General features: G+C 68.8%; 22 protein-coding genes. 14 read left to right on the top strand and 8 right to left on the bottom strand.

Annotated elements, in window-relative coordinates:
- Positions 1-12: 12 nt before the first annotated feature.
- Positions 13-1416: an amidase gene (locus ACFWPH_RS03985; protein ID WP_378747966.1), complete on the top strand. Its 1404-nt coding sequence runs from the start codon at positions 13-15 to the stop codon at positions 1414-1416.
- Positions 1417-1586: 170 nt separating this feature from the next.
- On the opposite strand, the gene ACFWPH_RS03980 is transcribed toward ACFWPH_RS03985, so the two are convergent.
- The 4 genes from ACFWPH_RS03980 to ACFWPH_RS03965 form a co-directional block, all read right to left on the bottom strand.
- Positions 1587-2234 (bottom strand): LysE family translocator, encoded by a 648-nt coding sequence (locus ACFWPH_RS03980; protein ID WP_378747965.1) that lies wholly within the window; start codon positions 2232-2234, stop codon positions 1587-1589.
- A 536-nt stretch (positions 2235-2770) separates the two neighbouring features.
- Positions 2771-3265 (bottom strand): DUF3830 family protein, encoded by a 495-nt coding sequence (locus tag ACFWPH_RS03975; protein ID WP_378747964.1) that lies wholly within the window; start codon positions 3263-3265, stop codon positions 2771-2773.
- A gap of 67 nt (positions 3266-3332) precedes the next feature.
- Positions 3333-4580: an aspartate aminotransferase family protein gene (locus ACFWPH_RS03970; protein ID WP_378747962.1), complete on the bottom strand. Its 1248-nt coding sequence runs from the start codon at positions 4578-4580 to the stop codon at positions 3333-3335.
- 170 nt (positions 4581-4750) lie between these two features.
- Complete coding sequence (locus ACFWPH_RS03965; protein WP_280413902.1) at positions 4751-5494, bottom strand: metal-dependent transcriptional regulator; 744 nt, start codon at positions 5492-5494, stop codon at positions 4751-4753.
- A 126-nt stretch (positions 5495-5620) separates the two neighbouring features.
- Here ACFWPH_RS03965 and ACFWPH_RS03960 point away from each other — a divergent pair, with 126 nt between their 5' ends.
- The 4 genes from ACFWPH_RS03960 to ACFWPH_RS03945 all read left to right on the top strand — a co-directional run bounded on the left by ACFWPH_RS03960 (position 5621) and on the right by ACFWPH_RS03945 (position 11135).
- Positions 5621-6586, top strand: coding sequence for a bifunctional riboflavin kinase/FAD synthetase (locus tag ACFWPH_RS03960; RefSeq protein WP_378747961.1), 966 nt, complete (start codon positions 5621-5623; stop codon positions 6584-6586).
- 185 nt (positions 6587-6771) lie between these two features.
- Positions 6772-7041, top strand: coding sequence for a 30S ribosomal protein S15 (rpsO, locus tag ACFWPH_RS03955; RefSeq protein ID WP_062974430.1), 270 nt, complete (start codon positions 6772-6774; stop codon positions 7039-7041).
- Positions 7042-7438: 397 nt separating this feature from the next.
- On the top strand, positions 7439-9748 hold the full coding sequence (locus ACFWPH_RS03950; protein WP_378747959.1) for a polyribonucleotide nucleotidyltransferase: 2310 nt from the start codon (positions 7439-7441) through the stop codon (positions 9746-9748).
- Positions 9723-11135 carry a M16 family metallopeptidase gene (locus ACFWPH_RS03945; RefSeq protein WP_378747958.1) on the top strand — a complete coding sequence of 471 codons (1413 nt, stop codon included), beginning with the start codon at positions 9723-9725 and terminating at the stop codon, positions 11133-11135. Before ACFWPH_RS03950 ends, ACFWPH_RS03945 begins: the two co-directional genes overlap by 26 nt.
- A gap of 352 nt (positions 11136-11487) precedes the next feature.
- Here the strand turns inward: ACFWPH_RS03945 and ACFWPH_RS03940 are convergent, their stop codons facing one another.
- On the bottom strand, positions 11488-11808 hold the full coding sequence (locus tag ACFWPH_RS03940) for an ArsR/SmtB family transcription factor (RefSeq protein WP_378747957.1): 321 nt from the start codon (positions 11806-11808) through the stop codon (positions 11488-11490).
- A 91-nt stretch (positions 11809-11899) separates the two neighbouring features.
- Here ACFWPH_RS03940 and ACFWPH_RS03935 point away from each other — a divergent pair, with 91 nt between their 5' ends.
- Positions 11900-13108 carry an MFS transporter gene (locus ACFWPH_RS03935; RefSeq protein ID WP_378747956.1) on the top strand — a complete coding sequence of 403 codons (1209 nt, stop codon included), beginning with the start codon at positions 11900-11902 and terminating at the stop codon, positions 13106-13108.
- A gap of 41 nt (positions 13109-13149) precedes the next feature.
- Here the strand turns inward: ACFWPH_RS03935 and ACFWPH_RS03930 are convergent, their stop codons facing one another.
- Entirely contained in the window at positions 13150-13545 is a 396-nt protein-coding gene (locus tag ACFWPH_RS03930) for a VOC family protein (protein ID WP_378747954.1), read from the bottom strand.
- A gap of 136 nt (positions 13546-13681) precedes the next feature.
- Here ACFWPH_RS03930 and ACFWPH_RS03925 point away from each other — a divergent pair, with 136 nt between their 5' ends.
- Positions 13682-14782 carry an alcohol dehydrogenase catalytic domain-containing protein gene (locus tag ACFWPH_RS03925; RefSeq protein WP_378747953.1) on the top strand — a complete coding sequence of 367 codons (1101 nt, stop codon included), beginning with the start codon at positions 13682-13684 and terminating at the stop codon, positions 14780-14782.
- Here ACFWPH_RS03925 and ACFWPH_RS03920 read toward each other — a convergent pair.
- On the bottom strand, positions 14764-15282 hold the full coding sequence (locus ACFWPH_RS03920) for a CGNR zinc finger domain-containing protein (RefSeq protein ID WP_378747952.1): 519 nt from the start codon (positions 15280-15282) through the stop codon (positions 14764-14766). The genes ACFWPH_RS03925 and ACFWPH_RS03920 overlap by 19 nt on opposite strands.
- A 25-nt stretch (positions 15283-15307) precedes the next feature.
- Here ACFWPH_RS03920 and ACFWPH_RS03915 point away from each other — a divergent pair, with 25 nt between their 5' ends.
- The 7 genes from ACFWPH_RS03915 to ACFWPH_RS03885 all read left to right on the top strand — a co-directional run bounded on the left by ACFWPH_RS03915 (position 15308) and on the right by ACFWPH_RS03885 (position 20677).
- The gene (locus ACFWPH_RS03915) at positions 15308-15475 is read left to right on the top strand and encodes a hypothetical protein (RefSeq protein WP_378747951.1); all 168 of its coding nucleotides are present in this window, start codon (positions 15308-15310) and stop codon (positions 15473-15475) included.
- Positions 15476-15706: 231 nt separating this feature from the next.
- Positions 15707-16459: a 4-hydroxy-tetrahydrodipicolinate reductase gene (gene dapB, locus ACFWPH_RS03910; RefSeq protein ID WP_378747949.1), complete on the top strand. Its 753-nt coding sequence runs from the start codon at positions 15707-15709 to the stop codon at positions 16457-16459.
- Between the two features lie 62 nt (positions 16460-16521).
- The gene (locus tag ACFWPH_RS03905) at positions 16522-16968 is read left to right on the top strand and encodes a hypothetical protein (protein WP_378748239.1); all 447 of its coding nucleotides are present in this window, start codon (positions 16522-16524) and stop codon (positions 16966-16968) included.
- Positions 16969-17043: 75 nt separating this feature from the next.
- Positions 17044-17496 (top strand): flavodoxin family protein, encoded by a 453-nt coding sequence (locus tag ACFWPH_RS03900; protein WP_378747948.1) that lies wholly within the window; start codon positions 17044-17046, stop codon positions 17494-17496.
- A 109-nt stretch (positions 17497-17605) separates the two neighbouring features.
- Complete coding sequence (locus ACFWPH_RS03895) at positions 17606-18301, top strand: LuxR C-terminal-related transcriptional regulator (RefSeq protein ID WP_378747947.1); 696 nt, start codon at positions 17606-17608, stop codon at positions 18299-18301.
- Complete coding sequence (locus ACFWPH_RS03890) at positions 18298-19614, top strand: ATP-binding protein (protein WP_378747945.1); 1317 nt, start codon at positions 18298-18300, stop codon at positions 19612-19614. The genes ACFWPH_RS03895 and ACFWPH_RS03890 overlap by 4 nt, the downstream gene beginning before the upstream one ends.
- Complete coding sequence (locus ACFWPH_RS03885) at positions 19598-20677, top strand: hypothetical protein (protein ID WP_378747944.1); 1080 nt, start codon at positions 19598-19600, stop codon at positions 20675-20677. The genes ACFWPH_RS03890 and ACFWPH_RS03885 overlap by 17 nt, the downstream gene beginning before the upstream one ends.
- Here ACFWPH_RS03885 and ACFWPH_RS03880 read toward each other — a convergent pair whose 3' ends face one another.
- Entirely contained in the window at positions 20678-21133 is a 456-nt protein-coding gene (locus ACFWPH_RS03880; RefSeq protein ID WP_378747943.1) for a hypothetical protein, read from the bottom strand.
- Positions 21134-21219: the final 86 nt, after the last annotated feature.

Here is a 21219-nt window from a genome sequence, read left to right as displayed (position 1 = left end):
GGAAGGCCGCAGATGAACCAGCCCGAGGTACCCCGACCGACCGATCCCGTCGACATGACCGCGGTCGAACTGGTCTCCGCCTACGCCGCCGGCGCATTGTCCCCGGTGGAGGCGACCGAGGCCGTGCTCGCCGCCATCACCGCGCGGGATCCCGATATCAACGCCTACTGTCTCGTCGATCCCGACCGCGCACTGGTGCAGGCCAAGGATTCCGAGGCCCGCTGGCAATCCGGGCACGTCCGCGGCCTGCTCGACGGCGTACCCATCTCGATCAAGGACATCTTCCTCACCGAGGACTGGCCGACCCGCCGCGGCTCGCTGAGTATCGGACCGGAAGGCCCCTGGCCGGTGGACAGCCCCGTCGCCGCGCGGGTGCGTGAGGACGGGATGGTGATGGTGGGTAAGACCACCACACCCGAGATCGCCTGGAAGGGGGTGACGGACAGCCCGCTGACCGGTGTCACCCGCAACCCCGTCGACGTCTCCCGAACCGCCGGCGGCTCCTCCGGCGGTAGCGCCGCGGCGGTCGCGGCCGGGTTGGGTCCGGTCTCGGTGGGTACCGACGGCGGCGGCAGCGTCCGGATTCCCGCCGCGTTCTGCGGCATCGTGGGTTTCAAACCCACCCACGGCCGCATCCCGCTGTACCCGGCCAGCCCGTTCGGCCCGCTCGCGCATGCCGGACCGCTGACCCGCACGGTCGAGGACGCCGCGCTGCTGCTGGATATCCTCGCGCTACCGGACCCGCGCGACCCCACCGCGCTGGCACCCACGCTCACCACCTTCCGCGGCCAGATCCAGCGTGACGTCCGCGGCGTGACCGCCGCCTACTCGCCGACGCTGGGGTATGTGCACGCCGATCCGGAGGTCGAGGCGATCGTCTCCGGGGCGGTCACCGCACTGGAGGCCGCCGGTCTCCGCGTCTCGGCCGCCGACCCCGGGTTCTCCGATCCACGCGACGCCTTCGACGTGTTGTGGGCGGCGGGAGCCGCGGCCATGCTGGCGAACTTCCCGCCGGGCGCCCGCGAGAACGCCGATCCCGGCCTGCGCCGGGTCTGGGAGCACGGCGAAACCCTCTCCGCCACCGACTATCTCGACGCCCGCGCGGTGGCCGCCCAGGTGGCGATCACCATGGGGACGTTCCACACCGTCTACGACCTGCTCATCACGCCCACGGTGCCGATCACCGCGTTCGCGGCGGGTCACGATGTCCCACCGGGTAGCGGGATGTCGGACTGGCCGGAGTGGACGCCCTACACCTATCCGTTCAACCTCACCCAGCAGCCCGCGCTGAGTATCCCGGCCGGGCGGACGAACGACGGGTTGCCCGTAGGCCTGCAGATCGTCGGTCCCCGGCATTCCGACGATCTCGTCCTGGCGGTCGGCCGGTTCGCGGAGGCAGTGCTGGCCGCACGCTGACCCTGCGGTGCCGCGCGAGCTCGGGGCTGTAGGCAGTCCTTGGACGACTGGCCGACGCCGCACATGGTGGGAGCGAACCGTTTGTGGCTGCGCCGAATTCCGCGGGCTGCCGGGTGCTTGCGCCGTGCCCGATACGCGTTTGCGCGGTACTCGACAGCCGGGCCTGTCGATCAGTCGGCGGACGGCCGGGGCGGATCGCCGAAAAGTACGCCGATACCTACCGCTATGAGCGCTGCGCCGACCACCGTGTCGATCCGCCGCCATACGTTCGAATCGGCGAATTTCCTATGCAGGGCGGCGACCGTGGTCGTCAGCGTGAGGTACCAGGCCGCCACCACCACCGCGGCGACCAGTGGAAACACGATCGCATCGGCGACGCCGACCCCACCGGTCGGTACGAATTGCGGGATCAGGGCCACGAACAGCACCGCGGCCTTGGCGTTGAGGATATTCGACAGGAATCCACGGACGGCGTTGTCGAGGGTGGCGCCCGGCCGGACCGGCGTCTCGGCGCCCGGTACACCGCCGAGTCGCCGCGCGGCGAGCAGTGCCCGGACTCCGAGATAGACCAGATACAGCGCGCCCGCGATCTTCACGACAGTGAACGCCTGCGCGGAGGCGGCCAGCAGGGCGGCGATACCGGTCACAGCGGCCAGCACCCAGACGAATATGCCGACAGCCACTCCGACGGTGGCGGCCGCCCCGGCAACCCAGCCGGTCAAGGCCCGGTTGATGATCACCGCCATATCCGGTCCCGGTGAGACGGCGATGAACAGTATCACCACCGCGAACGCGGCGTACTGTCCTACAGACGACATCAGCGGCTCCTGATCACACGGCGAAAGTCACGTCGAGCCGCTCATATCCGGCCCTCTGTACCGAGTGTTCCCGACGGCGCCGACCGCAGGATATCCGGCACTCTCGGCGGCCCGGCCCGGGGCGGCGGGTTGTCCCGCGTTCCGCCGGTATTTGCGTCGCTCGGACCGGACCAGGCGCGGCCTACGCGTTCGCACCGGGCGTGGTGGCCGCCCCGGGCCTCGGCGGCGACGGGACGAACCCCGGCCGGCGCGAGATCCGCTACGCCGCTCGGGTCGACGCCAGGCGCAGAAATATCCCCTGGTCGCCGACAGGAGCCGCGACGACTCCGGCGTGAGGCGGGCGTCGGAATCCAGGGGCGCGCTGAACTGGGCTCCGTCGTGATCGCCGTCTCCGCCGGTGTTCGAGTGCGGATCATCGGTGCGTGCCGGGAGCGCCACGACACCGCCGGGCCGTCCCTGGCCCCGGTACGCGGAGCCGAGGACCCCAATCTGGCTCGCGGGTTGCAGACCGATTTCGCCCGGCTCCACGTCGCGTATCAGGCGCGGGCGAAGGCGAGGGTTTCGCCGGCGACGCCGTGTAACCACAGCGTGTTGCAGGCGGCGGCGAGTTCGTCCAGGCCGTCCTCGATGGTGGCGAAGACATTGCCGGGAACCCAGCCGAGGTCACCGTTGACGAGCAGGTTGTTGCGGCCGTAGAACAGCGCGAGATCGGTGGCGCCCTGGTCGTGATGGGCGGCCGAGCCAGGTTCGTAGCCGTAGGCCGGGTTGCCGATCTCCCAGGGTTCGAAATCGAACAGGCAGACGTCGCCGGGAATAGGTGTGACGGTGGGGTTCTCGCGGTGCGGGGCGCCGGGGATCCGGGGGACGAGGGTATAGACCTCGTTACGGGCGTATTTGGCGTGGAAGGCATCGCCTTCTTGCGGGAGGGCATCCCATACCGCGCCGCAGGTGCGTGGGGCCTGTTCGTCGAGCAGCCGGGCGCGGCAGGTGATTCCGGCTTTGGTGAGGGTGATCGTCAGATAGCGCGCCATGTATTCGTCCTGGGTGATCGTGCGGGGGAGGCCGGCGCGGGACCGGCCTCCTCTCGAGGGGGGTGGGTCAGCGCCCGACTTCGTCGAGTACCTCGGACCAGATATCGAGCCCATCGGCGATCTGGGTTTCGGCGACGACGAGCGGCGGGATCATCCGCACCACATTCATATGCGCACCGCAGGTCAGCAGCAGCAGGCCCTTCGCAGCCGCCAGTTGCTGGGCGGCGGTGGCCGTTTCCCGGTCCGGCGTGCCATCGGCGGTGGTGAACTCCGCGCCGACCAGCAGCCCCAGCCCGCGGGTGTCACCGATGGCCTTCGATTCGGCCGCCCGTACACCGGCCAGCAGTTGTTCGCCGCGCACCCGCGCGTTCTCGACCAGGTTCTCCGATTCGATCACCTCGAGGGTGGCGAGTGCGGCGGCGCAGGCCACCGCGTTACCGCCGTAGGTACCGCCTTGCGACCCGGGCCAGGCGGCGCTCATCAGTTCCGCCGAGGCGGCGATTCCGGAGAGGGGGAAGCCGCTGGCCAACCCTTTGGCCATCGTGATGACATCCGGCCGGACCCCGAAATGCTGGTGGCCGAAGAACTTTCCGGTCCGGCCGAAACCGGTCTGGATCTCGTCGAGGATCAGCAGGATGCCGTGCCGGTCGGCGCGTTCGCGCAGGCCTTCGAAGAACACCCGGTTCCCGGGGATGTACCCGCCCTCGCCGAGAACGGGTTCGACGACGAAGGCCGCGGTTTCGGCGGGGGAGGTGAGGGTGGCGAACACATAGTCGAGTTCGCGCAGGGCGAAGGAGGTGGCTTCTTCCTCACTCCAGCCGTAGCGGTAGGCGGTGGGGAAGGGGGCGACGTGCACACCGGACATGAGCGGGCTGAAACCGGCGGAGAACCGGGTGCCGGAGGTGGTCATGGTCGCGGCGGCCACGGTGCGGCCGTGGAATCCGCCGTGGAAGACGATCACATTGGGCCGCCCGGTGGCCTGGCGGGCCAGCCGCAGCGCCGCTTCGATCGCCTCACTGCCCGAGTTGGAGTAGAACACCGAATCCAATCCCGCGGGCAGCACCGTGCCGAGGCGTTCGGTGAGCTCGAGCAGCGGCCGGTGCATCACGGTCGTGTACTGGCCGTGGATCAGTTTCGCGACCTGGGCTTGTGCCGCCGCCACCACGTGCGGATGACAGTGGCCGGTGCTGGTGACGCCGATACCGGCGGTGAAATCGAGGTATCGGCGACCGTCGGTGTCGTAGAGGTAGCAGCCCTCGCCGTGGTCGACAGTGACTGGGGTGGCCTGCTTCAGGATCGGGGACAGTTCGGCCATGGTGGCGCCTCCCGGGACGGTCGGTGCGGCGGTCCGGACCGACGGGTATGCGAAATCGTGAACTCGCGATTGTCGGATTGTTGACAATATGAATATCACGGCGAGGGCACCCCGGGCAATGCTCGGAAGTCGCTCGCGCCCGCCCCGGGCGTGTCGGAACTATCCCACGGTCAGTCCCGCAACCAGATCGCCTCCGCGGCGATACTGCCCAGATCCGTGAGATTCTCGTCGCGTCCGATCCGTACCGCGATGGTCCCCGCGAAATCCCGCCGTTCCACCACCACGATCACGGTATCCAGCGCGATCCCGACAGAATCGAAATAGCGCAACATATCCGGATCGGAATCGGAGATACGGGCCACTCGGCCGGCGTCACCCGCCTCGAAATCGATCAACCGGCGGGCCGGCGGTGTCGGCACCGCGCCGTCCACCGACGGAATCGGATCGCCGTGCGGATCCCGGTCCGGGAAGCCGAGCTTCGCGTCGATACGGGCCATCAGCAGATCCGAGACCGCATGCTCGAGGATCTCCGCCTCGTCGTGCACCTCGTCCCAGCCGTAACCGAGCTCGCTCACCAGGAACGTCTCGATCAGCCGGTGCCGGCGCACCATCGCGATCGCGGCCCGGCGGCCCTCCTCGGTCAGCGTGATCGATCCGTACCGGGCATGTTCGACCAAACCCTGATCCGACAGTTTGCGCACCGCCTCCGAGACGGTCGACGCGGAGACACCGATCCGCTCTGCGAGCAGTTTCGTGCTCACCCGATCCTGCGACCACTCCTGGGTCGTCCAGATGACTTTCAGGTAATCCTGCGCCACCGACGACAGCCCGGGAGCGGCCGATTCCCCGGCGTCGGCGAGTTCCCGTCGGGTGGCGATATCTCGTTTTCCGGGCACAACCACGAGCTTAAGCATTCGCCGTGCGATACACATATCCCGCCACCTCCGCGAAACCCCGCGTTCGCGCCTGCGTAGCCGGCGCCCGGCAGGCGTCCCCACCCGAATACGGTGCGGCCGCTTGTTTGCGTAGGCTTGGCGTCTGTGCAGAGGTGGCGAAGTCTCGACGACGTACCCGCGGACTGGGGGCGGTGCGTGCTCACAATCGGCGTGTTCGACGGTGTTCATCGCGGTCACGCGCAGTTGATCAGCCGGGCGGTGAAGTCGGCTGCCGCGCGCGGCGTCCCAGCCGTATTGATGACCTTCGATCCGCATCCGATGGAGGTGATCCGGCCGGGTTCCCATCCCGCACAACTCACCACACTGACGCGGCGCGCCGAACTCGCCGAGGAGCTCGGGGTCGACGTGTTCTGCGTGATGCCGTTCACCCACGACTTCATGAAACTCACCCCCGCCGAATACGTGCACGATCTGCTCGTGGAACGACTGCATGTCGCCGAGGTCGTCGTCGGCGACAATTTCACCTTCGGCAAGAAGGCCGCGGGCACGGTCGCCACCATGCGTGAACTCGGCGACCGCTTCGGTTTCGCCGTCGACGGGGTGACCCTGCTGGGTGAACACGCCGTCACTTTCTCCTCCACCTATATCCGCGCCTGTGTGGACGCCGGGGATATGGCCGCCGCCGCGGATGCGCTGGGCCGGCCGCACCGGGTCGAAGGGGTGGTGGTGCGTGGCGACGGCCGCGGTAAGAGCCTGGGATTCCCCACCGCCAATGTCGCACCGCCCATGCATGCCGCGATCCCGGCCGACGGTGTCTACGCGGGCTGGTTCACCGTGCTGGGCCCCGGGCCCACCATCGGCACGGTGACTCCGGGGCAGCGCGCCATGGCGGCGGTCTCGGTGGGGACCAACCCCACCTTCTCCGGTCGCGCCCGCACCGTCGAGGCCTATGTGCTCGACCGCGAGGCCGATCTCTACGGACAGCATGTGGCCGTGGATTTCGTGGACCACCTGCGCGGGATGCGCAAATTCGAGTCGGTCGACGAACTCGTCGCCGCCATGGGTCGCGATGTCGACACCGCCCGGAAAATCCTCGGAGCCGGGAACTAGCCGGCCCACCCGCCGGGCCGGGGCCGTGACGGCTCCGGTAGAGTGGCTCGTCGGGTCTGCTGCGGTCCGCGGCGGCGCCCATCCCGGATACGACGACCGGTGAGCCGTTCACCCGCAGGGGTGGATGATTCCCGGCCGGCCCGGGCACCTTACGCGCGGAACTGAGAAACAGGAGTGGATGCCCCATGGCGCTGACCACCGAGAAGAAGAAGGCGATTCTCGCCGAGTACGGTCTGCACGAAACGGATACCGGTTCCCCGGAGGCGCAGATCGCGCTGCTGTCCAAGCGGATCTCCGAGATCACCGAGCACCTCAAGGTGCACAAGCACGACCACCACACCCGCCACGGCCTGATGGCGCTGATCGGCCGCCGCAAGCGGCTGTCGAAGTACCTGGCCGCCAAGGACATCAACCGGTACCGCAGCCTGATCGAACGACTGGGCCTGCGGCGCTGATTTCGTGAACACGCCCGGTTCCACGAGCCGGGCGTCACGTATGCCGACGGGGCGCATACAATCGCCTCGTCGGCATTTTCGTGTGCGGGGGACCTCCCGCGTACGAGGACGACAGAACCAGCCGTCACACCCGCGCTCGTGGCGTCGGTCTTCGGTAGTGGCTTTTCGGCCCGGGGTCGATACGCCGGAGAGCTTCGATCGTTGACCGCCTCCGCGTCGCCGTATCCAAGGGGATCCGGCCGGGTGTACGCGCCGCAGCCCGCTCTCGGCGGCCGCTGACCTCGACGGTCACCGCGGTTACGCCGTCGCGCCGCGTCCGAACCTGGTACGGCTGACACAGCCGGATCGCGCCACACCGGTGCTGTATCCGGCGAGACGAGAGGTTGAGAACAGAGATATGCCAGAAACCACCGAACGCTCGAAGAGCTCGGCCGTAGAGGTCGAACCGGGTGTTTTCGAATCCGTTGCGCTGATCGACAACGGCGTCTTCGGCACCCGCACCATACGTTTCGAAACCGGCCGCCTGGCCAAGCAGGCCGCCGGTTCGGTCGTCGCCTACCTGGACGACGAGACCATGCTGCTGTCGGCGACCACCGCCGGTAAGCACCCCAAGGACCAGTTCGATTTCTTCCCGCTGACCGTCGATGTCGAAGAGCGGATGTACGCGGCGGGCCGGATTCCCGGCTCGTTCTTCCGCCGTGAGGGCCGCCCCTCCACCGACGCGATCCTCACCTGCCGCCTCATCGACCGGCCGCTGCGCCCCTCCTTCGTGGACGGCCTGCGCAACGAGATCCAGGTCGTGGTGACGGTGCTGAGCCTGGATCCGAAGGATCTCTACGATGTGGTCGCCATCAACGCGGCCTCCGCGTCCACCCAGATCGCGGGCCTGCCGTTCTCCGGTCCGGTCGGCGGCGTGCGGGTCGCGCTGATCAACGATGCCGCGGCCGGTACCCCGGCCGGTGGCCAGTGGGTCGCCTTCCCGACCAACGAACAGCTGGAGAAGGCTGTTTTCGATATGGTCGTGGCCGGTCGGGTCACCGATACCGGTGATGTCGCGATCATGATGGTCGAGGCCGAAGCCACCGAGAACGTGATCGAACTGGTCGAGGGCGGGGCGCAGGCGCCGACCGAAACCGTGGTGGCCGAGGGCCTGGAGGCCGCGAAGCCGTTCATCGCCCGCCTCTGCCGGGCCCAGCAGGACATGGCCGAACTCGCGGCCAAGCCCACCGAGGATTTCCCGCTGTTCCCGCCGTACGCCGACGACGTCTACGCCGCCGTCGAGGATGCCGCCAAGGCGCCGCTGTCGGACGCGCTGAGCATCGCCGGTAAACAGGAGCGCGAGGAGAAGATCGACGAGATCAAGCTCGATGTGCTGTCCCGTCTCGGTGGGTCCTTCGAGGGCCGCGAGAAGGAACTGGGCGCCGCCTTCCGCTCGGTGACCAAGAAGCTGGTCCGCCAGCGCATCCTCACCGACGGTTTCCGGATCGACGGCCGCGGTCTGGCCGATATCCGGGAACTGTCCGCGGAGGTCGCCGTGGTGCCGCGGGCGCACGGCTCGGCGCTGTTCGAGCGTGGCGAAACCCAGATCATGGGTGTCACCACCCTCGATATGGTCAAGATGGCGCAGCAGGTCGATTCGCTCGGCCCGGAAACCTCCAAGCGCTATATGCACCACTACAACTTCCCGCCGTACTCCACCGGTGAAACCGGCCGGGTGGGCTCGCCCAAGCGGCGCGAGATCGGCCACGGCGCGCTGGCCGAGCGGGCGCTGATGCCGGTGCTGCCGAGCCAGGACGAATTCCCGTACGCGATCCGGCAGGTGTCCGAGGCGCTGGGGTCCAACGGGTCCACCTCGATGGGTTCGGTCTGTGCCTCGACCTTGTCGCTGCTCAACGCCGGTGTGCCGCTGAAGGCGCCGGTCGCGGGTATCGCCATGGGTCTGGTGTCGGACACCGTCACCAACGCCGCCGGTGCCGCCGAGGTCCGCTACGTGGCGCTGACCGATATCCTCGGTGCCGAGGACGCCTTCGGTGATATGGACTTCAAGGTCGCCGGAACCCGTGACTTCGTCACCGCCCTGCAGCTGGACACCAAGCTCGACGGCATCCCCTCGCAGGTGCTGGCCGGCGCACTGGGCCAGGCGCACGACGCCCGCACCACCATCCTGGACGTGATGGCCGAGGCCATCGCCACCCCGGACGAGATGAGCCCCTACGCGCCGCGCGTCACCGCGATCAAGATCCCGGTCGACAAGATCGGCGAGGTGATCGGGCCCAAGGGCAAGATGATCAACCAGATCACCGACGACACCGGCGCCAATATCTCCATCGAGGACGACGGCACCGTGTTCGTCGGCGCCACCGACGGCCCGTCCGCGCAGGCCGCGATCGACGCCATCAATGCGATCGCGAACCCGCAGCTGCCCAAGGTCGGCGAGCGGTTCCTCGGCACCGTGGTCAAGACCACCGCCTTCGGCGCGTTCGTCTCGCTGCTGCCCGGTCGCGACGGCCTGGTGCACATCTCCAAGCTCGGCAACGGCAAGCGCGTCGCCAAGGTGGAGGACGTGGTGAACGTCGGCGACAAGCTGCGGGTCGAGATCGCCGATATCGACAACCGCGGCAAGATCTCGCTGGTCCCCGTCGACGAGAACGCCGACGAGGCACCTGCCGAGGCGCCCGCCGATGCGGATACCGCGGCGACCGAGTAGTACTGGTCGTGTGACGGAGCAGAAAACAGCGGCCCCCCTGCGCCCGAGTGGGCAGGGGGGTTCGTCATCGACGTGGCGGATCGGCGAGACCGTCGAAATCGACAACGGAGTGCGGCGTACCGTCCTGCCGGGTGGCCTGCGAGTGGTGACCGAGCACGTCCCCGGCGTCCGTTCGGCGTCCGTGGGGATCTGGGTGGGAGTCGGCTCGCGCGACGAGGGCCCCACCGTCGCGGGTGCCGCGCATTTCCTGGAACACCTGCTGTTCAAGGCCACCCCGACCCGTTCGGCGCTCGATATCGCCGAGGCCATGGACGCGGTCGGGGGTGAGCTCAACGCGTTCACCGCCAAGGAGCAGACCTGCTACTACGCCCATGTCGTGGACGAGGATCTGCCGCTGGCGGTGGATCTGGTCAGCGATGTGGTGCTCAACGGGCTGTGCCGGGCCGTGGATGTGGACCTGGAACGCCAGGTCGTACTGGAAGAGATCGCCATGCGCGACGACGACCCGGAAGATCTGGTCGGCGACGCGTTCCTCACCGCCCTGTTCGGTGATCACCCGATCGGGCGGCCCGTGATCGGGTCCATCGAATCGATCGAGGGGATGCGCGCGAGTCAGCTGCGATCGTTCCATCAGCGCCGGTATACGCCGGACCGGATGGTGGTGGCGGTGGCCGGCAATATCGATCACGACCACACGGTGGAACTGGTGCACCGGGCGGTGGCCGGCCGGCTCGATCCGGCGGCGGCTCCCGCGCCGCGGCGCGAGGGGCAGTTCCGGACCCGGTCCGCCCCGCAACTGAGCTGGAGCCATCGCGACAGCGAACAGGCGCATCTGGTGTTCGGTGTCCGGGCCTACGGCCGGCACGAGGGCCCACGGCGGTGGCCGCTGTCGGTGCTGAACACTGTGATCGGCGGCGGTTTGAGTTCCCGGTTGTTCCAGCGGATCCGGGAGGAACGCGGCCTGGCGTACTCGGTGTACTCCAGCGTGGACACTTTTGCCGATACCGGCGCCTTCTCGGTGTATCTCGGCTGTCAGCCGGAGAACCTGAACGAGGTGGCGGCCCTGGCGCGCGGGGTGCTCGAGGAGGTCGCGGCCGACGGGATCACCGATGCCGAATGCGCCCGGGCGAAAGGGTCGCTACGTGGCGGGCTGGTACTCGGGCTGGAGGATTCGGCGTCACGAATGAACCGGATCGGGCGCAGCGAACTCAGCTACGGGAATCACCGCACCGTCTCCGAAACCCTGGCCCGGATCGAAGCTGTCACCACCGAGGAGGTCGGCGAGATCGCCCGATCGCTGCTCGCCCGCCCGTTCGCCGCCGCGGTCGCCGGACCCTATCGTCGCAAACGCGATCTACCTACCGCTGTTACCCAGTTGGCCGGCTGAGGTATCGCCCGATCGCGAGGGCAGCGGGCATTCCCGCGCGTCGATCGGATCCGCTCCGTCGCGGCGGGCCCGCGGCGGCTGCCGCCCGGCACGGCCGATACCTCGGGATCGGCCATTCGATCGCGAGGGCGTCGGCGCCGCTGCCGGTCGAGCAACACGAAGTTGCCGCCGACAGCGTGGACACCCCCGGACCTCGGGGTGTGGTCCGCTACCACGGGTGGCCCGGGCCGAGGGGTCGATTCTGCCGTGACCGCGCTGCTGATCGCGCACTGGTACCGAGTGGCCGGTTGCCTTCTCGCTCGCTCCGCGTGGTCGTGGAGTGCTACGGTCCCGGACCCCTGACGGTGCAAGGCTATTGCGGTCGGGCGCGGTTGGCGGCGTCGACGACCGACGCCAGAAGACCGGGTAAGGCCGCATCGACCGCTTCGCGACGCAGCCGCTGGTAGGTGTGACCGTCGATCACCAGCCGTTCGGTGACCCCGGCTTCGCGCAGGATCTTGAAATGGTGGGTGGCGGTCGACTTGTTGATCCCGTCATAGAGGTTTGCGCAGCGCAGGGCGGCGCCCGCGTTGCTCAATCTGCGGACCATCTCCAGGCGTACCGGATCCTGTAGCGCGCCGAGCACGGTGGGTAGCGGCGCCACGGAGTGTGCCGCGGCGAGGGTGTCGGTCAAGGGTCCGCCTCGGTGGGTTTGATGAACGTCGTACCGTCGGTTACTGTCGATCAAGTTCGATAATCTTCAAACTTACCTGATCGGGGTTTCGATGGCGGCGACAATCGCGGCACCGGCAACGGATCGGGCGGTGCAGCCCTGGGCCTACGCGCTGGTTTTGGGGGCCACGGGTGTCGCGCTCGGCGTATCGGGTGTGCCCGCCCCGCTGTACAGCATCTACGAGCAGGAATGGCACCTCTCGCCGCTGGTCACCACGATCGTGTTCGCGGTATATGCGGTGGCCGCTCTGGTGGCGGTGCTGGTTTCCGGGCGCATCTCCGATGTGGTCGGACGTAAACCGGTGCTGCTCGGCGCCTTCGCAACCATGATCGCGGGCCTCGTGGTTTTCGTTCTCGCCGATACCGTGGCGATGCTCGTGCTGGCCCGGGCGCTGCACGGGCTGGCGGTCGGGGCGACGGTCGTGGCCGGCGCCGCCGCACTGCTCGATCTGCGCCCGCACCGCGGCGCCCGATCCGGCCAGCTCAGCGGTGTGGCCTTCAACGTCGGTATGGCGGTGGCGATCATGGGATCGGCACTGCTCGCGCAATACGCGCCCAATCCATTGCGCACGCCTTACGTCGTCATCAGCGTGATCTGCTTGATCGTGGCCGCGGGTGTCCTCGCCCTGCGTGAACCGCACGCTGCCCGGGTCGCGGGCCGGATCCGGATCGCGCGCCCAGCGGTACCGCAGGAGATCCGCGCGGATTTCTGGTTCTCGGCGCTGGGTGTGATGGCGGCATGGTCGGTGCTCGGCGTGCTGCTGTCGCTGTACCCCTCGCTGGCCGCGGAGCGGACCGGTATCCACAATCTGGTCTTCGGCGGGGTCGTGGTCGCCTCGACGGCCCTGGCCGCAGCGCTGGTCCAGTTGTTCGCAACGCGGGTGCCTGCACGGCGGGCCGCGATCATCGGCGATATCGGAATGGCGATCACCCTGCTGCTGACCATTCCAGCGCTGGGGACACATCAGTGGACGGCTGTGGTCGGTATCGGGCTGGTGCTCGGCGCCACGTTCGGGCTCGGCTTCGGCGGCTCGCTGCGCCACCTGTCCAATGTCGTGCCGGAGCGCAAGCGCGGCGAAACCATGTCCGCGTACTACCTGCTGGCCTATACGGCCATGGCGCTGCCGACTGTACTGGCCGGTTGGGCCGCCACCGCCTGGGGCCTGGACACGGTGTTCCCGTGGTTCATCGCTGCGGTAGCTCTCGCCTGCCTGATCGCGGCCGTACTCGGCATGCGGCGCGGGCGGCCGGTCGCGGCCTGAATCGGGTCCGGGTGGCCGGGGGCCACCCGGACCCGAGTGCGCTAGTCCGGCCAACCCCCGTACGGGACGGTGATCAACTCCATGTAGTGCCCGCTGGGATCGAGGAAGTACACGCCGCGTCCGCCGTCGTTGTGGTTGATCTCGCCGGGCGCATGCTGATGCGGATCGGCCCAGTGCTCGAGACCGTAGCGCCGGATCTTGGCGTAGGCGGCATCGAATTCGGATTCCGAGATCAGGAATGCGTAGTGCTGGCCCTGGATCTCGGTGATATGCGGCGGAACGTTCGCGAAATCGAACGTCACCCCGGTCGCAGTGGGCAAGGGAATGAACGGGCCCCATTCGGGGCCCAGCTCCAGCCCCAGGATATCGGCCCAGAATTCGGCCGATACGCGGTTGTCACGGCAACCGACGATCGTGTGGTTGAACTGAACGGTCAAAGGAAAATCTCCTCGGATCGTGACGATCCCGACCCCGGGCTCGGTACAAGGCGGCCAACGGGAGCACCGTCACGGCGAATCAGGATAGTCCGGCTCGGATCATGAGCAAACCCCCGCCGCGGCTTACCGTGGTCCCATGAGAATTCGTGGCGCAGTCCTGGAACGTATCGGCGCACCCGGACCGTACGCCGAATCGGTACCGATCACCGTCGGCGAACTCGAGCTCGCCGAACCAGGTCCCGGCGAATTGCTGGTGCGGATCGAAGCGGCCGGAATCTGCCATTCGGACCTTTCCGTCGTCGACGGCAACCGGGTCCGGCCGGTGCCCATGCTGCTGGGCCACGAGGCCGCGGGAAGGATCGAGGCCGCCGGTCCGGACGCCGGGCTGCCCGTCGGACAGCGGGTGGTGATGACCTTTCTGCCGCGTTGCGGTGAATGCGCCGGCTGTGCCTCGAACGGCCGGACACCGTGCGTTCCCGGCAGTGCGGCCAACAATGCCGGTGAACTCCTGTCCGGTGGCCGCCGGTTGCACCGTGGCGGCACCGAGGTCCACCACCACCTCGGCGTCTCCGGATTCGCCACCTACGCGGTGGTGGACCGCCGCTCGGTGGTCCCGGTCGACGACGACGTGCCGCCGGACCTCGCGGCCGTTCTGGGCTGCGCAGTTCTCACCGGTGGTGGGGCACTGCTGAACTCGGCGAAACCGGCCGTCTCCGACCGCGTGATGGTGGTGGGCCTCGGCGGTGTAGGGATGGCGGCGGTACTGGTGGCGGTTTCGCTCGGGGTCCGCGAGGTGATCGCCGTCGATACCGTCCCGGAGAAACTGGCACTGGCCCGCGACTTGGGTGCCACCGGTGCCCATACGCCGGCCGAGGTCGCCGACCGGGAGATCCGGGCCGAAGTGGTGGTCGAGGCGGTCGGCTCGGCTCGGGCCTTCGAGAGCGCCGTCGCCGCGACGGCACCGGGCGGTACCACGGTGACAGTCGGTCTCCCGTCACCCGACGCCCGAGCCAGTATCTCGCCGCTGGGATTGGTGGCGCAGGGACGCTCGATCGTCGGCAGCTACCTGGGTTCGGCGGTCCCCTCCCGCGATATCCCCGAATACGTCCGCATGTGGCGGGCGGGCCGGTTGCCGGTGGAGAAACTGATCTCCGCCCGGATCGGGCTGCACGAGATCAACCGGGCGATGGACGAACTGGCCGCCGGGCATGCCCTGCGTCAAGTGATCGTCTTCTGACGCTGCGTGCTGCGCGCCCGGTGCCTGGCGACGTTCACCCGGTTGGCGCACCGGTCGGAACAGAAGCGCCGCCGCCCGTTTCGCGAAGTGTCGACGAACACCAGGGGACATTCCGGCCGCGCGCACCGGCCGATCCGGTCGGGCGCCGCGCAGAACAGTTCGGCCAGTCCGGCGGCAGTGTATGCCTTCACCCGTTCGTCGATCGGGGCGCTCTCGGCGGCGTAGTGCAGATGTGGTGCGCGACCGTCGTGGGTCGAGATATAGGGCCGGCTCGTCGTCTCGGCCAGCAACGCGTTGAGCAAATCGACACCGGGCGCGCGGAAGACCTCGTCGAGCCGCCGGGTCCAGCGCCACAGGGTGGCGGCCTGTGCCGGGGTCACGGTGCCGATCGGCTTGTACCCGGCCTCGGCCAGCAGTAGCGCGAGATCCCCGCCGGGGGTCGCGTTGACCAGCCGTGCGGCCAGTTCGGCTGCCGCGCCGCCGTAAGGGTTGAAATGCATAGAACCATTACATCAGGCTGGCGGTATGACGATCACCTGCTCCGCCTGCGACTGGCCCGCACCCGCCCTGCTGTCCGAACACGGCGCGGTGCGCTATTGGCGTTGTGTGTGCGGGCAATGGCTGGTCAGTGAGGCGGATAAGGTCACGGCCGCACCCGGGAACAGCGATTTCGCCGTGGTGCCGGCGAGCTGACGCGCGGGGGTTCGGCACCGTCGGTCCAGGACCGGGCACGGCGGGCAGCCGCAGACCACGCCCGCGACGCCTATCGTCGTGGTGGGTCCGCAGGAGCGCCGGCGGGCGGCGAATCCGGCTCGGGGACTTCGCTGTCTCGCGTCGCACGGCGAGAATGCCGAGGGGGCCGGTATCGCGACCGTGGGCGCGCCATAGACTCGGTGGATCCGACTATCAGGTAGGAGTGGTGAGGTGACGGCACCGATTCGGGTGGGTGTTCTGGGGGCGCAGGGCAAGGTCGGTCAGGCCATCTGCGCCGCCGTCGAGGCGGCCGGCGATCTCGAACTGGTCGCCACCGTGGACAAGCACGATCCACTGACGCGGTTCACCGAGACCGGCACCCAGGTCGTGGTGGATTTCACCCATCCCGACGTGGTGATGGGCAATCTGCGCTTCCTGGTGGACAACGGTATCCACGCCGTCGTCGGCACCACCGGATTCGACAGTGCCCGGCTCGACGAGGTGCGCGGCTGGTTGTCCGGCCGGCCCGAAGTGGGCGTACTGATCGCCCCGAACTTCGCGATCGGCGCCGTGCTGTCGATGCGGTTCGCCGAACAGGCGGCGCGGTTCTTCGAATCGGTCGAGGTGATCGAACTGCATCACCCGAACAAGGCCGACGCCCCGTCCGGTACTGCCTACCGGACCGCGGGGATCATCGCCGAAGCCCGTAAACAAGCCGGTTCCGCTCCCGTTCCGGATGCCACGACCACCGAACTCGACGGTGCGCGCGGCGCCGAGGTCGACGGGGTGCGGGTGCATTCGGTGCGGCTGGCCGGGCTCGTCGCCCACCAGGAGGTGCTGTTCGGCACCCAGGGGGAGACTCTGACCATCCGGCACGATTCCATCGACCGCTCGTCGTTCGCACCGGGCGTATTGCTGGGAGTCCGGCAGATCGGCGGGCGGCCCGGCCTCACCGTCGGGCTCGATCCGTTCCTCGACCTGTGAGCGAGACCGGCGGCGGGACCGCCGATTCCGGCCCGGACCGCGCAGTGCTGAAGGTCGTCGCCATGGTGGCCTTCCTGGTCGTGGCGCTGATCTTCTACTTCCTGTGGCTGGGCCGGATCGCCGTGGAACTGCTGACCTCCGGTGATATCGCCGCCATCGGCCTGGGGATCGGGGTTCTCATCCTGCCGCTGCTCGGCGTGTGGATGGTCGTGTCCACCATCCGGTCCGCGCTGGATCATCAGCGGCTGGCGCGCCGCATCCACGACGAGGGGCTGGAATTGGAGGTCGACGATCTCCCGCGCCGTCCCTCCGGGCGGATCGAACGGCCGGCCGCGGACGAGTTGTTCCTCACGGTGAAACAGGAATGGGAGGCCGACCCCGACAATTGGCGGGTCTCCTACCGCCTGGCCCGCGCCTACGACTACGCCGGGGATCGGGCCCGGGCGCGCAGCACCATGCGCCGCGCGGTGGAACTGGAACGGCACGAACGGGACTCGGGTAGCCGATAGCGGCAAGGCGGGCCACCGCCTCGCCCGCGGGGGAGGTACCCGCCGGGGCCGGGCACCCCGGCTAGGCTCGCCGGTGTGCCGACGTTGCTGATCATCCATCACACACCGTCGCCGTTCATGCAGGCGATGTTCGAGGCCGTGGTCTCGGGGGCGACCGATCCGGAAATCCAAGGGGTGGAGGTGGTGCGCCGGGCGGCGCTGGCCGTATCGCCGGCGGATGTGCTGGCGGCGGACGGGTACCTGCTCGGCACCCCGGCCAACCTCGGGTACATGAGCGGCGCTCTCAAGCACGCCTTCGATATCGTCTACTACCCCTGCCTCGATTCGACCCGGGGCCGGCCGTTCGGCCTCTACCTGCACGGCAACGAGGGCACCGAGGGAGCCGAGCGCGGTGTCACCTCCATCACCACCGGTCTGGGATGGGCGAAGGCCGCCGACTACGTGGTGGTGTCGGGTAAGCCGGGTAAGGACGACCTCGAAACATGCTGGGAACTCGGCGCGACCGTCGCGGCACAGCTGATGGAATAGGCCGATTCGACCCCGGCCCCGGCGGTTCCCCTGAAATCGGGGGCTGACCTCGGCGCGCGCACAACGCCATACTGCTCTGGACGGGGGCGTGCCTGATGGGAGTTGTGTAGTGACGGACAGCGGCGGAGACCGGAGCGGGCCGCGCCGGATCGGTCTGGTCGAGGACCACGAATCGGTGGCGATCGGCCTGGTGGCGATGCTCGAACCCGAGCCGGACCTGGAATTGGTGGTGACCGCGGGCACGGTGGCCGGACTGCTGGCCGAACCGGCCTGCCGGATCGAGGGTGTACCGGCGTTGGATCTGGTGGTGCTGGATCTGCGGCTCGCCGATGATTCCACGCCCGAGGACAATGTGGCGACCTTGCGTGAGCACGGCGTCGAGGTGCTGGTCTTCACCGGCGCCGACAATCCGTATCTGGTGCGTTCGGCCGCCCGCGCGGGGGTGCTGGGTGTGGTCCGGAAATCCGAGGATGTGGCGACCGTGGTCGGCGCGGTGCGCCGCGCCGCGTCCGGAGAGCAGGTGGTGACCACCGATTGGGCCGCCGCCATCGACGGCGATCCGCAGTTGTCCAGCGTCGGATTGAGTCCGCGCCAGGAAGAGGTACTCACGCTGTACGCGTCGGGGGAGAAGGCGTCGCGGGTGGCGCGCCTGACCGGGCTCTCCGAACAGACCGTGAACGACTATCTGGGCCGGATCCGGCAGAAGTATGCCGACGCGGGCCGACCCGCGCCCACCAAGACGGACCTCTACAAGCGGGCGGTCGAGGACGGCTGGTTGCCGGTTCCCGAACATCGCCGGTCATGAGCGCGACCTCCTCCGTCGAGGCGCCGCGGCGCCCGGCGTTGTCGCTGCAGCGGCCGCGGGACCTCTGGTCGGTATCGGTATCGCTGGTCCGTTCGCGTAATGCCGCTCCCGAACTGGCCGCCGACCGGGTGGTCCGGCGGTTCGGGCTGGTGATCGGACTGGTCGGGACGATCGCCGCGGTCCTCGAGCTGCCCGAGATCATCGTGCAGCATCGCCCGGTCCCGTTGGCCTGGACCCTGATCACCTTCGCGGTCGCCTTCGGCATGCTGCCGGTACTCGCGGTGGTTTCGCTGATCGCGGGGGCACGGCTGGTGCGGGTGGTGGCCGGGGCCGCTGCGCTGGGCTATCTCGCCGGGATGGCGCTGGTGATGCCCTATTACTACGAGATCGCGGAAGCGCCGGGACTGATCTGGGCGCATCGGCTGGTCATGATCGGCGTGCTGGCGGCGGCCGTGGCCTGGCGGCCGTGGCTATCGGTCGGCTATCTCGTGGTCACCGCGGCGACGCCGGGCGTCGCGCTGTATGTGATGTTCGACGACACGACGGTGCTGTCCGTCGTGGAGAACGTCACGCGCAACGCCGGGTTGTGCCTGCTGTTCCTGTGGTGTGTGGTGCATGCGCGTGCGGCCGGTGCGCGGGTGGACCGGGAATCGGTGGTCGCCGGCGACCGCGCGGCGGCGGTCGCGGGGACAGCGGCCAGGGAGCGGGAACGGGCACGCTTCGCCGTGCTGATCCACGATGCGGTGTTGTCCACGCTGCTGGATGCCTCCCGCTCCGGTGCCGGCGGCACATCCGCGGTGCTGCGGCAGCAGGCGCGCCGCACCCTCGACCAGCTCGACGCCACCCGGTTCTCCGGTGCCGATACCGGGCTGCTGGACGCGAGCTCGGCCGTCGGTTTCCTGCGTGCCTCGGTGCACGAGGTCAATGCCGGTGTCGAGTTCACCGTGCACCGCGGTGTCAACGACAGTGAGCTGCGTATGCCGTTGTCCGCGGCCGGTCCGCTGGCCGCGGCACTGGCCGAGGCGGTGCGCAACAGTCTGCGGCACGCCGGAGTTCCCGGCCGCCGGGTACGCCGCGAGGTGACCGCGACCGTCGGTGCGGGTGGGCTGCTGGTGGTGTTCCAGGATGACGGTGCGGGTTTCGACCGGTCGGCGGTCCCCGCCGATCGGCTCGGCATCTCGGCGAGCATTCTGGGCCGGATGCGGCAGCTGCCCGGTGGCGCCGGCTTTGTGGAATCGGAACCGGGACAGGGGACAACGGTCACCCTGATGTGGGGTAATGCAGGAAGCGTCGACTATGACCGGGAAAAGTAGCGCATACGACCGGCCGTACACGGGGTTTCCCGGACGGTCGGGCATCGGTGAGCGAGACGTGGATTTCGAACTACGCTCCCTGCTGGGCATGCGCGGCCGGTCCGGCTGGGTGTTCCGGGTAGGCCTCGCCGCGACCATCACGCTGTATATGACCCCGGCGTTGAACGATGTCCCGGTCGCGCAGTTCGTCGTCGCGATCGCCGCGATGCTGGGTGCCGGGGCGATCCTGGTGCTGCTACCCGGCGACCCGCTGCCGTGGCCGGCCACTGCCGCGGTGATCGCGGCGGGGCCGGTGGCGGTGCTGGCGACGCATCTGAATTTCGCCGAGGGCGCCGTGCGCCAGCCATGGGCGGCCTTCGCTGCGTCCTACGTGCTGGCGGTACTGGCAGTGCGCGGCCGGATCGCCGCGGCCTGGGTAGGGGCCGCGGCCGTGGCGGTGGCGGTCGGCTTCGTGGATATCGTGCTGGATATTTCGGTCGGGTCCCTGTTCATATCGATCCTCGCGCTGGCCTGCCTGGCCGGGGCCACGGTGTGTGCGCTGATCCTGCGGCCCACCCAGCGTTCGCTGCGACTCCTGCACGATGACGTGGCGATGCGCGCGGCGGCCGAGGCGACCATGGCGGCCGAGCATTCCGAACGGATCCGCCAGCTGAGCCGCTTGGACGAGCTGGCCAGGCCGATGCTGGAGCGGATCGCCCGCGGTGTGGAACTGACACCGGCCGATCGGGAGGTGTGCCGCCTGCTGGAGGCCGAACTACGCGACGGCCTGCGGGCGCCGCAACTGGTCACCGATCAGCTCAATGCCGCGGCACGTGGTGCGCGGTCGCGCGGGGTGGAGGTGCTCCTGCTCGACGACGGCGGGTTCACCGGCGTCGCGGCGCCGCTGCGCGCGCGGGTGCTCGAGCTCGCCGTACGCGAGCTGGATGCCGCCAATGCCGGGTCGGTCACCATCCGTGTACTCCCGGCCGGGCGGCGAAATCTGGCGACCATCTTGGCGAGCGCACCCGGTGGCGACCGGCGTACCGAGATCGGCAGTACCGGCGAGATCCTGGTTTCGACCTGATCAGGGGGTGGTGTCGTCGCGTTTACCGGTGCCGTAACCGCCCCGCATCTGATCGCGCAAGGCCCCCGACACCACGCCGGACATCCAGGAGTTCAGGGATTGCCCGCTCTGCGCGGCGGCTTCCTCGGCCCGGGATTTGACCTGTTCGACCAGCCGCAGGGTCACCCGGCTGATATCGCCGGTCATTTCCTCGAAGCTGGGGTTGTCCCCGGCGGGGGCGCGACCCACCTCGATCGTGGCTTCGTCGTCGTGCAGCGAAACACGGACGGTGCGGTCGCCCAGCTCGGTCGAGACGGTATCGGCGAGTTCGGTCAGCGCGGCGAGCAGGGCCAGCCGGGCGGAGTTCTCCACCGCTTTGGCGAGCGCCTCGGCCGTGGCCTGCGTTTTCTCGTCGCCGAGGGCGGCCGCGGCGATCAGGTCGTCGCGAATTCGGGCGGTGTATCGGGTCAGATCCATGACATCAGTGTGACGCCATTTGTGATGCCATACAACCCCTTGGTAGACGCCATGTGGATGCCGGGGTGATGTCACCCCTTGCTCCG

The organism is Nocardia sp. NPDC058499 (genome assembly GCF_042719915.1).
Taxonomy (GTDB): domain Bacteria; phylum Actinomycetota; class Actinomycetes; order Mycobacteriales; family Mycobacteriaceae; genus Nocardia.
The sequence above is the reverse complement of the archived record's forward strand: the minus strand, read 5'-3'. Positions and strand labels throughout refer to the sequence as shown.

Excerpts from the sequence above, each read along its gene's own strand:
- ACFWPH_RS03985 (WP_378747966.1), top strand. The coding sequence starts at position 13 with ATGAACCAGCCCGAGGTACCCCGACCGACCGATCCCGTCGACATGACC.
- ACFWPH_RS03980 (WP_378747965.1), bottom strand. The coding sequence starts at position 2,234 with ATGTCGTCTGTAGGACAGTACGCCGCGTTCGCGGTGGTGATACTGTTC.
- ACFWPH_RS03975 (WP_378747964.1), bottom strand. The coding sequence starts at position 3,265 with ATGGCGCGCTATCTGACGATCACCCTCACCAAAGCCGGAATCACCTGC.
- ACFWPH_RS03970 (WP_378747962.1), bottom strand. The coding sequence starts at position 4,580 with ATGGCCGAACTGTCCCCGATCCTGAAGCAGGCCACCCCAGTCACTGTC.
- ACFWPH_RS03965 (WP_280413902.1), bottom strand. The coding sequence starts at position 5,494 with ATGCTTAAGCTCGTGGTTGTGCCCGGAAAACGAGATATCGCCACCCGA.
- rpsO (WP_062974430.1), top strand. The coding sequence starts at position 6,772 with ATGGCGCTGACCACCGAGAAGAAGAAGGCGATTCTCGCCGAGTACGGT.
- ACFWPH_RS03950 (WP_378747959.1), top strand. The coding sequence starts at position 7,439 with ATGCCAGAAACCACCGAACGCTCGAAGAGCTCGGCCGTAGAGGTCGAA.
- ACFWPH_RS03945 (WP_378747958.1), top strand. The coding sequence starts at position 9,723 with ATGCGGATACCGCGGCGACCGAGTAGTACTGGTCGTGTGACGGAGCAG.
- ACFWPH_RS03935 (WP_378747956.1), top strand. The coding sequence starts at position 11,900 with ATGGCGGCGACAATCGCGGCACCGGCAACGGATCGGGCGGTGCAGCCC.
- ACFWPH_RS03925 (WP_378747953.1), top strand. The coding sequence starts at position 13,682 with ATGAGAATTCGTGGCGCAGTCCTGGAACGTATCGGCGCACCCGGACCG.
- ACFWPH_RS03920 (WP_378747952.1), bottom strand. The coding sequence starts at position 15,282 with ATGCATTTCAACCCTTACGGCGGCGCGGCAGCCGAACTGGCCGCACGG.
- ACFWPH_RS03915 (WP_378747951.1), top strand. The coding sequence starts at position 15,308 with ATGACGATCACCTGCTCCGCCTGCGACTGGCCCGCACCCGCCCTGCTG.
- ACFWPH_RS03905 (WP_378748239.1), top strand. The coding sequence starts at position 16,522 with ATGGTGGCCTTCCTGGTCGTGGCGCTGATCTTCTACTTCCTGTGGCTG.
- ACFWPH_RS03890 (WP_378747945.1), top strand. The coding sequence starts at position 18,298 with ATGAGCGCGACCTCCTCCGTCGAGGCGCCGCGGCGCCCGGCGTTGTCG.
- ACFWPH_RS03885 (WP_378747944.1), top strand. The coding sequence starts at position 19,598 with ATGACCGGGAAAAGTAGCGCATACGACCGGCCGTACACGGGGTTTCCC.
- ACFWPH_RS03880 (WP_378747943.1), bottom strand. The coding sequence starts at position 21,133 with ATGGATCTGACCCGATACACCGCCCGAATTCGCGACGACCTGATCGCC.